This window comes from Blastococcus sp. TF02-8 (genome assembly GCF_003319175.1).
In the GTDB taxonomy this organism is placed as follows: Bacteria; Actinomycetota; Actinomycetes; order Mycobacteriales; family Geodermatophilaceae; genus Blastococcus.
In genome coordinates this window covers 247720-262596 of record NZ_QOHK01000001.1, presented here as the reverse complement: position 1 = coordinate 262596, position 14877 = coordinate 247720, and the positions used below count along the sequence as shown (strand labels likewise).

Annotated in this window: 13 protein-coding genes and 1 riboswitch; of the genes, 8 read left to right on the top strand and 5 right to left on the bottom strand. The window is 72.2% G+C overall.

The genetic code is table 11. The annotated features are described in order from the left end of the window. The first annotated feature begins 15 nt into the window (after window positions 1-15). The 5 genes from DQ237_RS01265 (at window position 16) to DQ237_RS01245 (ending at window position 5832) form a co-directional block, all read left to right on the top strand. The gene (locus DQ237_RS01265) at window positions 16-1824 is read left to right on the top strand and encodes an NAD-binding protein (protein WP_240619312.1); all 1809 of its coding nucleotides are present in this window, start codon (window positions 16-18) and stop codon (window positions 1822-1824) included. Window positions 1825-1928: 104 nt separating this feature from the next. Beyond that, window positions 1929-2837, top strand: coding sequence for an NAD(P)-dependent oxidoreductase (locus tag DQ237_RS01260; RefSeq protein WP_113797364.1), 909 nt, complete (start codon window positions 1929-1931; stop codon window positions 2835-2837). Window positions 2838-2920: 83 nt separating this feature from the next. After that, window positions 2921-3868, top strand: a complete 948-nt coding sequence (locus DQ237_RS01255; protein WP_113796308.1) for a 3-hydroxyacyl-CoA dehydrogenase NAD-binding domain-containing protein — start codon at window positions 2921-2923, stop codon at window positions 3866-3868. After that, on the top strand, window positions 3865-4602 hold the full coding sequence (locus DQ237_RS01250; RefSeq protein ID WP_113796305.1) for an acetoacetate decarboxylase: 738 nt from the start codon (window positions 3865-3867) through the stop codon (window positions 4600-4602). Before DQ237_RS01255 ends, DQ237_RS01250 begins: the two co-directional genes overlap by 4 nt. A gap of 15 nt (window positions 4603-4617) precedes the next feature. After that, window positions 4618-5832 carry a CaiB/BaiF CoA-transferase family protein gene (locus DQ237_RS01245; RefSeq protein ID WP_113796303.1) on the top strand — a complete coding sequence of 405 codons (1215 nt, stop codon included), beginning with the start codon at window positions 4618-4620 and terminating at the stop codon, window positions 5830-5832. Between the two features lie 95 nt (window positions 5833-5927). Here the strand turns inward: DQ237_RS01245 and DQ237_RS20030 are convergent, their stop codons facing one another. The 5 genes from DQ237_RS20030 to DQ237_RS01225 form a co-directional block, all read right to left on the bottom strand. Next, window positions 5928-6650, bottom strand: a complete 723-nt coding sequence (locus tag DQ237_RS20030; protein ID WP_240619311.1) for a hypothetical protein — start codon at window positions 6648-6650, stop codon at window positions 5928-5930. Further along, entirely contained in the window at window positions 6548-8464 is a 1917-nt protein-coding gene (locus DQ237_RS01240) for an HAD-IC family P-type ATPase (RefSeq protein ID WP_240619310.1), read from the bottom strand. The genes DQ237_RS20030 and DQ237_RS01240 overlap by 103 nt, the downstream gene beginning before the upstream one ends. Before the next feature lie 299 nt (window positions 8465-8763). Next, the gene (locus DQ237_RS01235) at window positions 8764-10059 is read right to left on the bottom strand and encodes an acyl-CoA dehydrogenase family protein (RefSeq protein WP_113796301.1); all 1296 of its coding nucleotides are present in this window, start codon (window positions 10057-10059) and stop codon (window positions 8764-8766) included. Window positions 10060-10335: 276 nt separating this feature from the next. Further along, window positions 10336-10683, bottom strand: coding sequence for a DoxX family protein (locus DQ237_RS01230; protein WP_113796299.1), 348 nt, complete (start codon window positions 10681-10683; stop codon window positions 10336-10338). 636 nt (window positions 10684-11319) lie between these two features. After that, window positions 11320-11565, bottom strand: a complete 246-nt coding sequence (locus DQ237_RS01225; protein ID WP_113796297.1) for an excisionase family DNA-binding protein — start codon at window positions 11563-11565, stop codon at window positions 11320-11322. Between the two features lie 320 nt (window positions 11566-11885). Continuing rightward, a riboswitch (cyclic di-AMP (ydaO/yuaA leader) is annotated at window positions 11886-12033 on the top strand. Window positions 12034-12515: 482 nt separating this feature from the next. Here DQ237_RS01225 and DQ237_RS20025 point away from each other — a divergent pair. The 3 genes from DQ237_RS20025 (at window position 12516) to DQ237_RS01210 (ending at window position 14835) form a co-directional block, all read left to right on the top strand. Next, window positions 12516-12899 carry a M23 family metallopeptidase gene (locus DQ237_RS20025; protein WP_240619309.1) on the top strand — a complete coding sequence of 128 codons (384 nt, stop codon included), beginning with the start codon at window positions 12516-12518 and terminating at the stop codon, window positions 12897-12899. 370 nt (window positions 12900-13269) lie between these two features. After that, window positions 13270-13725, top strand: a complete 456-nt coding sequence (locus DQ237_RS01215; protein ID WP_240619308.1) for a multicopper oxidase domain-containing protein — start codon at window positions 13270-13272, stop codon at window positions 13723-13725. A 231-nt stretch (window positions 13726-13956) separates the two neighbouring features. After that, entirely contained in the window at window positions 13957-14835 is an 879-nt protein-coding gene (locus DQ237_RS01210; RefSeq protein WP_113797363.1) for a potassium channel family protein, read from the top strand. The last annotated feature ends 42 nt before the right edge of the window (window positions 14836-14877 follow it).

The following is a 14877-nucleotide window of genomic DNA, read 5'->3' as shown; positions in this document are numbered from 1 at the left end:
CCGGTGCGGGACCTCGTGAAGCAGCTCCTCGGCCGTCCCGACGACGACCGGCGGGTGCGCCGGGCGACCTTCCGCGTCGCTCGCGCCTCGGCCGCCCAGGCGTCGGCCACGATCTTCCTGATCCTGCGTCGGATGAGGGCGCCGCTGATCGTCCTCATCACCATCTTCGCCGTCGGCGTGCTCGGGCTGACCCTCATCCCCGGGCAGGACGCCGACGGCGGGCCCCTCCGGTTGAGCTTCTTCGACGCCTTCTACGTCATGAGCTACACCGCGACGACCATCGGTTTCGGGGAGATCCCGGTGCCCTTCACGTACAGCCAGCGGATGTGGGTGACGGTCTCCATCTACCTGAGCGTGGTCGGCTGGGCGTACGCGATCGGATCGCTGCTGGCGCTGCTCCAGGACCGCTCCTTCCGCTCGGCGCTGGCGCTGCAGCACTTCAGCAGGAAGGTGTCCCGGCTGCGGGAGCCCTTTCTGCTCATCGCCGGACACGGCCGCACCGGCGAGCTGGTCGGGAGGTCCTTCGACCGGCTGGGACGGCGCTGCGTCGTGCTGGACCTGGACCAGGAGCGGATCGACCGCCTGGAGCTGGGCTCCTACGTCTCCGACGTCCCGGGTCTGGCCGCGGACGCCCGCGACGCCGGGCACCTGGCGGTCGCGGGGTTGGGGCATCCCTGCTGCGAGGCGGTCGTCGCGTTGACGAACGACGAGGAGGCCAACCTGACGATCGTGATGGCGGCGGCGCTGCTGCGGCCGGAGCTGCCGGTCATCGCCCGGGTCACCTCCCGCACCATCGCCGAGCGGATGCAGGCCTTCGGGAGCCCGAGCACCGTCAACGCGTTCGACCGGTTCGGCGACCACCTGCGCCTCGCGCTGCGCGCGCCGGCCGCCTACCAGTTGAAGACCTGGCTGGAGAGCGGTCCGGGAGCCGAGCTGCCCGAGCGGGGGGCGCCGCCGGCCACGGGGCGCTGGGTGGTCTTCGGGTACGGGCGGCTGGGCCGGGAGCTGGTCACCGATCTGCGGGCCGAGGGCCTGGAGGTGACCGTGGTCGAGGTGCGGCCCACCGACGCCGACGGCGCCGACGTGCTGGTCGGTGACGGCTCGGACCCCTGGGTGCTGGCGCAGGCCGACCTCGACCGCGCGGTGGGAGTGGTGGCGGGCACGGACAACGACACCACCAACCTCTCCCTGGTCGCCGCCGCGCGCCGGAGCAACCCGACGGTGTTCGTCGCCGTCCGCCAGAACCGGCCCGCCAACGCGCCGCTGTTCGCCGCCATGGAGATCGACGCGCTGCTGGTGCCGACCGAGGTGGTCGCGCACGAGGTGTACGCGCAGCTGTCGACGCCGCTGCTGTGGCGGTTCCTGCGCGAGATGCCGGGGCTGGGGGAGGAGTGGGCCGAGCGCATGGTCCACCGCCTCACGGAGGTCTGCGGCACGCGGCTGCAGACGTTGTGGAAGGTGCGGCTGACAGCACGGGAGGCTCCGGCGCTGGGTACGTGGCTGGTGTCGGGCGGGGCCACGCTCGGCGCGCTGCTGCGCAGCCCCGAGGACCGCGACGAAGCACTGCACGCCGTGGCGCTGGTCGTGCTGCGGCAGGGGATCGCGACGCTGGCGCCGGACGAGGACTTCGCGCTCCGGCCAGGGGACGAGATCCTGTTCGCCGGCCGGGCGGCGACCCGCCGTGCGCTCTCGACGACCCTCGTCGTGCACGGTGCCCTGGAGTACGTGCTGACCGGCCGTCGGGTTCCGTCGAGCTGGGCCTGGCGGAAGCTGTCGCAGAACCGGCGGCCGTCCCCGGATGCTGCCGCCGGCGGCAGCAGCTGACCTGCGGCTCGTCCGCGAGGAGGACGCCTGACTGCCGCGGGAGCAGGTGAGGGGCGCGGCGCCGAGGCGAGCGGGGTCCGCCCGCCGCTGGCAGGGTGGGCGGCATGGCCGAGATCTCTCCCGTCGTCGTGGTGACCGGTGCGAACGGGCTGGTGGGCGCTGCGGTGTGCCGGGCCCTGGCCGAACGGGGGGCGACCGTGCGCGCCGTCGTCCGCCGCGGCGGGAGCGCGCCCGCGCTCGAGGGCGTCACCGAGCACGTGGGCGACTTCGCCGACGAGGTGTTCGCCCGGGAGGTCACCGAGGGCGCCGACGCCGCCGTCACCACGGTCCATCCGATGGGCTCGTCGAGGGAGGTCCAGCAGCGCGTGGGCGCCGAGGGCACGGCGACTTTCGCCCGCGCTGCCCGGGACTCCGGCGTCACCCGCCTCGTGCACGTGTCCACGGCCGGGGTCTACGACCGGTCGGCGGGTGTCGGCGACATCGCCGAGGACGGCGCGCTGCTCCCCGACGGCAGCGGCGACTACCCCGACACGAAGAACGCCGCGGACGTGGCGCTCGCGCAGGTCGGTGGGCTCACCCGGGTGCTGGTCCGCCCGCCGGCGATCCTGGGCGCGGGGGAGACGTCGGTCTGGAACACGCTGCGGCCGCGCAGCATCCGCGGCGGCGACCGGAGGTCCAACCCGGCGCAGACCTTCGCCTGGGTGCACGTCGAGGACCTGGCGGCCTTCCTCGCCGACGTCGCCACCGGCGCTGTCGCGACCTCCGACGACCCGGAGAGCGGACCTGTCCCCGGGGGCACCACGCCGGTTCTCGTCGCGGGCGAGCCGGCGACGCTGCGGGACTACGTCGGCACGGTGACCGGCGCGTTCGGCATCGAGCCGGAGTGGACCGACGAGCCGGTCTGGACCGGGCAGCTGCTCGGTGACCGTGCCCGCGGGTGGGGCTGGACGCCGCGGGTGACGCTCGCGCAGGCGATGGACGAGCTTCGGCACGGCCTGACCGCGGGGGCCTGACACCGCTGGTCACCGGTTCGGGTCGCCGGCCGGCGCGCGGTGTGGTCGGATCCGGATCGGGATCCGAGCGCCGAGGGGGCGCGGTGAGCGAAGAAGAGCGCAGCGTCGCGGTGATCGGCGCCGGCACGATCGGCCTGTCCTGGGCGGCGCTGTTCGCGGCGCACGGCATGTCCGTGCGGGTGCAGGACCCGCGCCCGGACGTCGGCCCGGAGGTCGAGCGGGCGGTGCGGCACCTGGCCGCCCTCCAGCCGCAGCTCGCCGGCGACGCCGAGCGCGTGCTGGCGGCCATCGAGGTGGTCGACGACGTCGAGACCGCGGTCGCCGACGTCGACGTCGTACAGGAGAACGCCCTGGAGCGGTTGCAGCTCAAGCAGGAGCTGTTCGCCCGCATCGAGGCGGCGGCTCCCGAGCAGGCCCTGATCGCGTCGTCGACGTCGGCGCTGATGCCCAGCGACCTGGCGCGGGAGATGCGGACGCCGGAGCGTCTGGTCGTCGGGCACCCGTTCAACCCGCCGGAGGTCCTGCCGCTGGTGGAGGTCGTGCCCGGCGAGCGGACCTCGCCGGAGACGGTCGAGCGCGCCGTCGCCTTCTACCGGTCGGTCGGCAAGAAGCCCGTGGTCCTGCACAAGGAGCTGAACGGGTTCGTCGCCAACCGGCTGCAGTCCACGCTCTTCCGCGAGTGCGTGTGGCTGGTCAGCCAGGGCGTGGTGAGCGCCGCCGAGCTCGACGAGATCGTCACCGGGTCGATCGGCGTCCGGTGGGCGACCGCCGGGCCGTTCGAGAGCTTCCACCTGGGCGGCGGACCGGGCGGCATGCGGCACTTCCTCGAGCACCTGGGCCCGGGGATGGCCCGGCGGTGGAAGAAGGTCGAGCAGCCGGAGCTGGACGAGGAGACCGTGGAGCTGATCAGCAGCCAGGTCGAGAGCCGGTTCGGTGACCGCGGGTACGACCAGCTCACCGAGGCCCGCGACCGTGCCCAGCTGGCCGTGATCGAGGCGCGCGACGCGGCCCGGGCGGAGGAGCCGCGGTGAACATCGAGGAGGTCCGGCGCCAGTCGACGACGCCGCTGGGCGCTCCTGCCTACCCGTCGGGGCGGTTCCGGTTCACCGACCGCGAGTACCTGAACATCCTCTACCGGACCGACGTCGAGGCGATGCGGCGCGTCGTCCCGGAACCGCTGCAGGTGACCGACCCCCTGGTGCGGTTCGAGGTGATGCGGATGCCCGACGTCACCGGCCTGGGCTCCTTCACCGAGTCCGGACAGGTGCTGCAGGTCGAGCACGACGGCGAGCCCGCCGACTACCTGCACGCCATGTACGTCGACAGCCTCGCCTCCATCGCCAGCGGGCGGGAGATCAGCGCCTTCCCGAAGAAGATGGGGGCGCCCCGGCTCTACGTGGACACCGACACCCTCGTCGGCACCCTGGACTACGGCACGCTGCGGGTGGCCACCGCGACCATGGGCTACAAGCACGCGCCGCTGTCGGAGGAGGAGGCGCGCGCGGAGATCGGGCGCCCCACCTACGGGCTCAAGATGCTGCCCGGCTACGACCGCCGTCCCCGTGTGCTGGAGCTGGCCCGCAGCCAGATCACCGACATGACGATCAAGGGCGCCTGGACCGGCCCGGCCCGGCTCCAGCTCTTCGAGCACGCGCTGGCGCCGCTGGCCGACCTGCCCGTCCGGGAGATCGTGTCGGCCAGCCACATCCTGGTCGACCTCACCCTCGGCCGGGCGAGCTGCGTCTTCGACTACCTGGCGGACTGACGAGGGGAGCGGGCCGTGGTCGCACCGCTGGACGGCGTCCGCGTCGTGGAGGTGGCCAACTGGATGGCCGCTCCGGGCGCTGCCGCGCTGATGGCCGACCTGGGCGCCGACGTCGTGAAGGTGGAACCGCTGCGCGGTGACGCGATGCGCGGGGCCACGCGGCAGCCGTCCGTGCCCGAGGGCGAGGCGCCCCTCGACGCGGCCTTCGCGATGGACAACCGGGGCAAGCGGAGCATCGCCGTCGCGCTCAACCGCCCCGAGGGCACCGACCTGGTGCGCCGGCTGGCCGGCGGCGCCGACGTCTTCCTGTGCAACCTGCTGCCCGCGCGCCAGGCGAAGTACGGGCTGGATGCCGCCACCCTGCTGGGTGCCAACCCGCGGTTGGTGCACGCCACGCTCACCGGCTACGGCACCGTCGGCCCGGACGTGGCACGGCCCGGGTACGACCTCACCGCGTTCTTCGGGCGCGGGGCGGTCCTCGACGCGATGAGCGAGCCGGTCAATCCCGCCCCGCCACGGCTCCGGCCGGCACAGGGCGACCACACCGCGGCGCTGGCGCTGTTCGGCTCGATCCTCGCCGCGCTCCGGCTGGTCGAGGCGACGGGGGAGGGGCAGGTGGTCGACGTCAGCCTGCTCGGCGCGGCCGCCTGGACGATGTCGAGCGACCTGTCCGCCACCCTGGTCGACGGGGTGACCCCGACGCCGCAGGGCCGGATCGCCCGGCCGCACGCCCTGCACGGCGGGTTCCGCTGCGCCGACTCCCGCTGGATCCTGCTGTTCATGCCGGAGCCGCACTGGTGGCCGGCGTTCTGCACCGCGGTGGGCCGGCCGGAGTGGGTCGAGGACGAGCGGTTCGCCGACCGGGCCGCACGCTCGGCGAACATGCCGGAGCTCACCCGGCTCCTGGACGAGCTGTTCGCGAGCCGGCCGCTCAAGGAGTGGTGCGCGCTGTTCGACCAGCACGGCTTCATCTGGGGCCCGGCGTCCACGGTGTCGGAGTTCGCGGACGACGAGCAGGCCGCCGCGGACGGGCTCTTCCCGGAGATCAACGAGCCGTCGGGGCGCCGTTACCGGACCGTGCGCGCCCCGTTCCGGGTGCAGGGCGCCGACATCGGCCCGCGCGGCCCCGCGCCGTCCGTCGGGGAGCACACGACCGCGGTGCTGACCGAACTCGGCGTGCCCGACGAGGAGCTCGGCCGGCTGGCCGAGGAGGGGATCATCGGCGGGTAGTCCGGCCCCGACGCAGCGCCATCCGTCGTCCTGGGGACGCCGGTGGGGAGGCGCGCCCGTGGGCGGTCGGGGGCTCCAGCTCGATCAGCGGTGGATCACCGGCCCGTGGTAGCAGGTCCGGCGAGTTCGGTGAGGCCGAGGGCGCGGTCGAGCAGACGGAACCGATAAGCGGTGGTCAGCACGAGGAACCACACGACGAGCGCGGGGAGCACCGTCGTGAACACCGGTTGCGCGGCTTCGGTGAGTCCGAAGTAGCTCGTGAACCAGGGCATGAGCAGCCCTGCGGTGAAGATCGCGACGAGCACGGCGACCAGCAGGGCTGGTCGCCGGTCGCCGTCCGGCCGGGTCCAGGAGGCGAAGAGCCGGGACGGTGGCTTGAGGAAGAGGATGAGGAGGAAGGCGGCGTAGGAGACGAAGGTCGACAAGGCCGTCTGCGCGCCGATGGTCGCGACCGCCTCGGAGAAGCCGGCATCGTCGGCCGACAGACCGGTCCAGTCCTCGAAACGGGCCACGAAGTCGGCCGGGACCTCACCGCCGGGCGGGCCGGCGAGCAGGGTCGTGTAGTGGTAGGCGTACACCGCGACGCCGGCAGCTGCCGTGACGAGCGCGGCGGGGACGACGAACCGCCCGAGGTTCGCGAGCAGGTGCGGATCGGGCGGTTCCGGGCGGGCCCACATGGTCAGGGACAGGGTGGGTACGCCGACCGTCAGCAGGGTCAGTCCCACTTGGGCGGGCGAGTACGGAAACCCCAGGCCGAGCATGGTGACGGCGAGGATGACCAGCCCCTGAGTGGCCACCCGGGCGAGGAAGACCTGCATGGAGGTCGCGATGCCGCTGATGATCCGGCGGCCTTCCTGGCGTGCGGGCACGAGAGCGGCCAGCGAGTCCTCGGTGAGCACGATGTCGGCGACGTCGCGGGTGACGGCGCGCCGCTGCGCATGGCGACGCCGACCTGCGCGGCCTTGAGCGCGCGGGCGTCGTTGACGCCGTCGCCGAGCATGGCGACGTAGCGGCCCTGCCGCCGCAGGGAGCCGACGAGGCGTTCCTTCTGCTCCGGTGCGATGCGGCCGAACACTGTGCTGCGCGCGACCACCGCGTCCAGCTCGGCGTCGGACAGCGCGTCGAGGGCGGTGCCGGGGATGGGGTCCGTGGTGTCCAGCCCCGCTTGCCGGGCCAGTGCGGCCACGGTCCGCGGGTCGTCGCCGGACACCACCTTCACGGTGACGCCGTCCGCGAGGAAGCGGCCGATGGTGTCGCGCACCTGCGGCCTCAGCTCGTCGGCCAGGGCTACCACGGCCAGCGGCTCGAGGGCAGGCAACCGCGGGCGGCCGCTCTCGCGCAGCAGGGCTGGCTCGTCGGCCGCGCGGGCGACGACCAGCACCCGCAACCCCCGTTCCGTCCGCTCGCCCACGGGGCCGTCGAGCGGTGCTCCGGACAGGTGCGGAGCGAGGGCGTCGGGGGCGCCGAGGACATAGACGCCGTCGTCGGTGCGCAGGGCGCTCCACCGGAGCGACGAGGAGAACGGGATCTCCTCGCGCACGGGAAAGGGGTCCCCGGGCAGCGCGGCGGCCAGCGCGCTGGTGGTGAGGTTCGCCGCGGTGCTGCTGCGTGCCATCGAGCCGACCAGCCGCTCGACGTCGGCGGCCGCCTGCCCTCCGAGCGGCACCACCTCGGCCAGGCTCAGCCGGCCGGTGGTGAGCGTGCCGGTCTTGTCGGTGCAGACGACGTCGACGTTGCTCATCGACTCCACCGCGTTCACCTGCTGCACCAGGGCGCCGCGACCGCCGCTCTTCGCCGCGCCCACGGTGTAGGCGACGGCGATGAGGAAGAACAGGCCGTAGGGCACCAGCCCGGAGAGCACCGCGGTGGTCTGCACGACCCGGACCAGCGTGAGGCCCTCGAGCGCCGCCTGGGCCAGGATGGCGCCGCTCATCAGCACGACCAGGCAGATGACGAGGCGGACGACGAAGGCGATGCGGCGCTGCAGCGGCGTGGTGTCGGTCGACACCCGGCGGGCGTCGGCGGTCAGCCGGCTGGCGTAGCTGTCCGCGCCCACGTCACGGGCCAGCTGACGCCCCTCGCCGCCGACGCAGAAACTGCCCGACAGCAGGTCGTCCCCCGGTCTCTTGACCTGGGCGTCGGACTCGCCGGTGAGCAGCGACTCGTCGGCCTCGATGCGGCCGCCGTCGAGCACCGGACCGTCGACGACGACCTGGTGCCCGGGGCGCAGGTGCAGCACGTCGCCGCGCACGACCTCCTCCGGAGGCACCTCGACGTCTCGTCCGTCGCGGACGACGGTCACGGTGCTCCGACCCAGGAGCTGGAGCCGGTCGAGCTTGCGCTTGGCGCGGATCTCCTGAACCGCGCTGATCGCCGCGTTGACCAGGCCCAGGCCCACGCTGACGACCGCGTCGTTGACCCGCCCCAGCGCGAGCAGCGCGACACCGATGCTGAAGAGGATGAGGTTGAAGGAGGAGAAGACGTTGGTGCGCAGGATCTGCGTGTAACTGCGTGCGGATCGGCTGTGCGCGGTGTTCCCCTCACCGGCCCGGCGTCGCGCGTCCGCCTCCCGCTGGGAGAGACCATGCGGTGCGGCCGCGATCGTGTCGCTGTTCTGCTGCTGCACGTCCATGCGCCCCGCTTCCCTCGCGCGCCCCCGTGCGCCGGAGCCGCGGAGACAGGTCGCGCGCGGTTCGCCGTTCCGTGGTCGCGGGACGCCCGACCGTCCCCGATGAGTGTCTCCCGCGGTCGCCGGCAACGCTCACCGGCGGCCCCGTGGACCGGGGGCTCCGGAGCGGGATCGAACGCGCCGGCGGTCCCCAGCAGACCGGCGCGCACCGCACGGCGCTCCACAGCCACGGAAGGGCCCGGTCACTGCCGTGACCGGGCCCTTCCGGGTGTGCTCGGGGTGATCCGCTCGGACCCCGTGGCTCAGGGGCCGGCGAAGACTCCTTCGCCGCGGGCCTCGGAGCGACCGGGGGCCGGCTCGTCGTAGCGACCGGCCTCGTGGCGGGCGACGACGAAGTGGTGCACCTCGTCGGGGCCGTCGGCCAGGCGGAGGGTGCGCTGGGCGGTGTACATGTCGGCCAGCGGGGTCCACTGCGAGACCCCGGTGGCGCCGTGGATCTGGATGGCCTGGTCGATGATCTGGCAGACCTTCTCCGGCACCATCGCCTTCACCGCCGAGACGTAGACCCGGGCCTGGGAGTTGCCGAGCACGTCCATCGCCTTGGCGGCCTTGAGCACCATGAGCCGGCAGGCGTCGAGCTCGATGCGCGCCCGTGACACCGTCTCCATGTTCTTGCCGAGGTTCAGGATCGGCTTGCCGAACGCCTCGCGGAACTTGCCGCGGCGGATCATGAGCTCGAGCGCCTTCTCGCCCTGGCCGATGGCGCGCATGCAGTGGTGGATGCGTCCGGGCCCCAGACGCACCTGGCTGATCTCGAAGCCACGGCCCTCGCCGAGGAGCATGTTGGCGGCGGGCACCCGCACGTCGGTGAACCGGATGTGCATGTGACCGTGGGGGGCGTCGTCGCGGCCGAACACGTGCATCGGGCCGAGCACGTCGACGCCGGGGGTGTCCATCGGCACGAGGATCTGCGACTGCTGGGCGTGCGCCGGTGCCTCAGGGTTCGTCTGGCACATGACGATCATGATCTTGCAGCGCGGGTCGCCGGCGCCCGAGATGTAGTACTTCTCGCCGTTGAGGACGTACTCGTCTCCCTCGCGCACCGCCCGGAGCCGGATGTTCTTGGCATCGGAGCTGCCGACGTCGGGCTCGGTCATCGCGTAGGCGGAGCGGATCTCGCCGTTGAGGAGCGGCTCGAGCCACTGCGCCTTCTGCTCGGGGGTCCCGACCCGCTCCAGCACCTCCATGTTCCCGGTGTCGGGGGCGGAGCAGTTGAGCGACTCGGAGCCGAGCGGGTACTTGCCGAGCTCGACGGCGATGTAGGCGTAGTCGAGGTTGGTCAGGCCGCCGACCTCGGAGTTGGGGAGGAAGAAGTTCCAGAGGCCGGCCTCCTTGGCCGTCGTCTTGGCTCCCTCGAGCGCCTCCAGCTGACCCGGCGCGTACGACCAGCGGTCGGCCCGGCCCTCGCCGAGCCGGAAGAACTCCTCCTGCATCGGCGCCACCACGTCCTCGAGGAACCGGACGACGCGGTCGTAGAGGGGCCGGGCTCCCTCGCTCATGCGCAGGTCGAACAGCTCCGGTGGCTCGGCGGTCTGCATCCGGTCTCCCTCTCAGCTGGCCCGTGCGGTGACGGTCGTCACCGCAGTCTGCACAGCGGACGTCGACGTGCTTCGACCGGGTCGGCCCTCGAGGGGGAGGCGGCAGGGGCGGCGGGACGACGGGAGCGCGACATCGACTCCTGGACGAGCGAACGGCCCCGCGGTCATCCACCGCGGAGCCTCCGTTCTGCGTCCGTCAGGCCCATCCGAGCCGGAACCCGCCTGCCGTGGCCACGGTCGTGGCAGGTCGCCCGTGGCGGAACGACCGCGCCAGGATCAGGTTGCGGCAAGCACCGCGAGGGACCCCGCCGCGGGCAGCATGAAGATCATCGGGAAGGGCAGGTGGGAGTAGGCCCGGGAGCGGGCCACGGTGCTGATCGCGCCGATGAAGTAGAGGACCAGCCCGATGCCGGCAGCCGCGCCGAGCGCCGGCACGACGAGGCCCGCGAGCAGGCCGACCGCTCCGGCGCCCTTCGCCGCTCCGAGCAGCGGCAGCCAGGACAGCGGCACCCCGTAGATCCGCAGGTTGTCGAGGATCCACTGCGGACGGGCGAAGTCGACGTAGGCGGCGTAGGCGTAGGTCAGCGCGGCAAGGACCAGGACGGCGGCGGGTGCGAACGGCATGTTCGGCTCCTCGATCGTGGTGGACGCTTCCGCGCATACGACGGCGCCCGGACGGCGGATGTGACGCCGACGGGGTCTGCCCGCGACGAGGGGACGCCGGCCCCGACCCGCGTACCGGCGACCTGCCCCGCCCGGCCCGGGTACCCGCCGACCCGGCGGAAGCCGCGTTCGACGACGGTGGCTGGGGCTTCGCGGGACCCGTGCCTCACCACGTGGAAGGCGCGGGAGACCGGGGACTGGCTCATCAACGTCGAAAGGGCGCCCACGATGTGGGCGCCCTGCACGTTCGTGCCTGACCTGAGCCAGTGACTGGTGTCCGAGGGGGGACTTGAACTCCTGTCCGTGGCTAGGTTTCTGGATGCTCTGAGGCGCCTTGAGCTGCGTCTTCGCAATCCGTCAGAGACGCCGACGGGCCTCGAATCACACCCAGATACCCCCGAATGCGTCGGCGGCAGTATCACGCGGAGTATCACGAGCCGGCTCCGCACGTGAGGGGGACTTGGGCGGGGACCACTCTGTTCAGGGCCTCCGGGCCGCCCAGAGGTCACGCGACCACGACGGGTCCTGCTGACGTGCTCGTTGTTGCCGCAGACGCTGGCCGGACGCGGCCGATCAGTCCCTTTGCGAGTCGCGCGCCTACCGGTCGTACCGGTCGTCAGAGCCGGCGTCGTGAGCTTCGGTAAGGGTGTCTTCGACCCTGACACCCAGGGCAGCCAGCAGGGGTAGCCGGGGGATCAACACCCGTCGACCGAGACGGAGGGCCGGCAACTCGCCGTTATCGATGGCGCGGGTCACTGTGCGCACGTCGACACCAAAGACTGAGGCGGCCTGGGCGACCGTCACGACGGCGGCGCGGCTGATTCGCAGCTCGTCGAGATCCACGCGAACTCCTGAGGTCTAGCGGCGAGCCCGCCAGTACGCGGCACGCTGTCTCCGCCGACGATGGGGGATAGGTCTCCAGGGCTCCTCCAGTCTGGCTGCGATCGACGGCCGACCTCCGGGCACAGCGCGGAGTGCCAACCTCCAGCGATCCTCCAGTCCTCCCTGGCGCTGACTAGGCCGCGGCAGCTGCGGTTGCGCCGGGGCGGCGGGCCCGAGGGCATAACCGATGAGGGCATCCGTTACCCGCTCGTGACAACTATGCAGCTTCGTACTACCGTCCCCTCCGGCCCGCCCGGCTGCAGTTCCTCGACTCGAGGTCTCCGGGTGGCCCGCTGAGCCGTCCACCTGCGGACGGACCGGGGACCCACCGATTCACCGGGTGAATCCGGGGCGCAGTTGAGTGCTCCCGGTAGGGCATCTTCCAGCCCGAACCCGTCAGCTAACCCGGTAGGCGTTCAGGAAGAACGGAGAGCCGCCGAGTTGGCGACCCCGCACTGCGCACACGTATCTGCCCGCCGGATGCGTAGACGATTTCGCCTCCCTGTGACATTGGCAGGCTCGGTGGCCTTGCTGCTTGTCGGAGTTACGGCCCCGGTCGCCTCGGCTGCGCCAGTCGGCACGAGCTCAACGGCCACGACAGACGGCGAACGCATCGACCAGCAGCTCGCCGCCGCCGAGGAGGCCATGGCGCGGGCGACCGGCTCGGCGCACTCGAGGAAGCAGAAGAGGAACAGGAGGCGGCCGACCGCGCGGCGTGGCTGACGGTTCGCGACCGGGAGGCGGCTGCCCGGGCCGCCGTCGAGGCCGAGGCTGCCGCACAGAACCAGCTGCAGGCATCCCGGGAGACCTACGATCGCGCCGCCGCCGATTTGGCCGAGCTGGAGCGGCAGCTGAGCACGGCCGGGGCCGCGACCCCCTCGCCGCAGCTGCGCACGACAGGCGAGGGTCTCGTGGCGGGGCGGGTGACGTCGTGCTACGGCAGCCGCTCCGGCGCCCAGCACAACGGCGTGGACATCGCCGCACCGATCGGCACGCCGATCTATGCCCCGGACGGCGGCGTGGTGCTGCACGCCGGCACCGCCAATGGCTTCGGCTACGCGATCTACCTGCAGCACCCCGACGGCACCATCACCGTCTACGGCCACATCAACCACTACTTCGTGTCGACAGGACAGGTCGTGAACGCCGGCGAGCAGATCGCCGAGGTCGGCAACCGTGGGCAGTCCACCGGGCCGCACCTGCACTTCGAGACGCACACCGGCGGTCTCTTCGCGAACCGGGTGAACCCGGTGCCGTGGCTCGCGGCGCGCGGGATCAGCCTCGGTTGCGGATGATCGCGCGTAGCCGAGATCAGGCGACGTCGAGTTGCTGCCGGTCACCGACTATCCCGCCCGGCCACCCGTCGGTCACCGCCGGCGTCAGGGTCCACGTTCACGGCTCCGGGCGCTGGTACGGAGCCTCCTGGGGTGGGCCCCGACTTGTTGCTCGGGTGGCCACGCGATGCTATCTCGGGCCTCAGCGCCTGCCCGCCTGTTCGCCAGCACGATCTGGCATTGCTCAGGGCGGCCACCTTCAGGCTGGGCATGAATCCGGCCGTGCTGTCCAGCGCGGCTTCACGCAGGACGCGGGCTATCGGGCGGCTCGGTCTCCGGGGACGTCGGCCCGCTGGCCACCCTCGAGGTGACCGGTGACGAAGCTGCCCCCGTGGCGCCCGTGCCGCCGTTGCGGAAGCCCCGTGACCTGCGCGGCGCCGAGGTGACCGAGCGACGTCGGCTCACGTTCGGCATGGGCACGGGCATGGGCGGCGGGCTGGGGGGTGGGATGGGGCCCGGCGGGATGACCTTCACCATCGACGGCCGCCCGTTCGATCCCGACCGGGTCGACCAGGCGGTGTCGCTCGGGGCGGTGGAGGAGTGGACGATCGCCAACACCTCCCCGATGGACCATCCGATGCACCTGCACGTGTGGCCGATGCAGATCGTCGCCGAGGGCGGCCGGCAACTGGACGACGTCCGCTGGCAGGACGTCGTCAACATCCCCGCTGGCGGCGAGGTCACCGTCCGGGTCGCCTTCGACGACTTCGGCGGCCGGACCGTCTACCACTGCCACATCCTCGACCACGAGGACAACGGCATGATGGGCATGTCCGAGGCCGGCTGACGTCGAGGCTGGTCGGCCGACCGGCCGGTCAGCCGGTCTGTCAGCGCAGTGCTTCGTGCTTCCACAGGCGGACCGGAGGTCCTCGCGCCGCTTGGAGCGCCGCCATGCGGGCGGCGGCCTCATCTGCAGATTCGTACGGCCATGGCACCCGGCCGGCCCATAGGCGGCGGCCGGGCGCGTGGTGGGCCGGTCCAATCGGGTCCGAGCCTCGGTAGGCAGGAAAGGATGCTTATGGACTGGCTTCTGACGGCCGCGGGCGCAGTACTAGTGCTGATCGTCCTGCGGGACATGTTCCACACCATCTGGCATCCCAGTGGGCAAGGCTCATTGAGCCGGCGGGTCATCCAACTGGTCTGGCGAGCTTCCCGCGTCGTCAGGAGCCGCAGGCAGCAGACCTCCGTGGTCGGTCCCGTAGCGGTCCTGTGCGTGATCCTGGCGTGGCTCGCCATCATCATCACCGGGTGGACCTTGATCTACTGGCCCCACATGTCGGACGGCTTCTCCTTCGGCTCGGGCCTGCAACCATCCGAACGCGTCGACCTCCTCGATTCGCTGTACCTGTCCCTGGTGACCGTGGCGACGCTCGGCTACGGCGACATCGTCCCGACCTATGCGTGGCTGCGACTGGCCTCGCCGCTGGAGGCCCTCATCGGCTTCTCGCTGGTGACCGCGGCGGTGACCTGGATCCTGCAGATCTATCCCACGCTGGCCCGCCGCCGGACGCTGGCGATCCGCCTGTCCCTGCTGAGGAAGGCCGACGCCGCTCAGGCACTGTCTGCGATGGACTCCGCGGCCGCGGCCACGCTGCTGGAGACGCTGGCCGGCGAACTGGTCCAGGTCCGGGTGGACCTCACCCAGTACGCCGAGACCTACTACTTCCGCGAGACCGACGAGGTCGCCTCCCTGCCCGCGCAGCTCCCGTACGCCCGAGAACTGGCCGCCCGTGCTGACTCTTCTCGCCGCGACGACGTCCGGCTGTCCGGACTCCTCCTGAGAGGAGCGGTCGAGGATTACGCGTATCTGCTCACCCAGCAGTTTCTGCCAGCGGGCGGGGGTCTCGGGACCACTCTCCAGCGCTACTCGGACGACCACGGCTACCGGACTTCCTGAAGCCACGCCGCATCTCCGATACCGGGAGAACCGAGCGCTCAC

Bases quoted from the DNA above. Each gene is read 5' to 3' on its own strand.
- DQ237_RS01260 (WP_113797364.1), top strand. From the start codon at position 1,929: ATGGCCGAGATCTCTCCCGTCGTCGTGGTGACCGGTGCGAACGGGCTG.
- DQ237_RS20030 (WP_240619311.1), bottom strand. From the start codon at position 6,650: ATGCAGGTCTTCCTCGCCCGGGTGGCCACTCAGGGGCTGGTCATCCTC.
- DQ237_RS01240 (WP_240619310.1), bottom strand. From the start codon at position 8,464: ATGGACGTGCAGCAGCAGAACAGCGACACGATCGCGGCCGCACCGCAT.
- DQ237_RS01235 (WP_113796301.1), bottom strand. From the start codon at position 10,059: ATGCAGACCGCCGAGCCACCGGAGCTGTTCGACCTGCGCATGAGCGAG.
- DQ237_RS01230 (WP_113796299.1), bottom strand. From the start codon at position 10,683: ATGCCGTTCGCACCCGCCGCCGTCCTGGTCCTTGCCGCGCTGACCTAC.
- DQ237_RS01210 (WP_113797363.1), top strand. From the start codon at position 13,957: ATGGACTGGCTTCTGACGGCCGCGGGCGCAGTACTAGTGCTGATCGTC.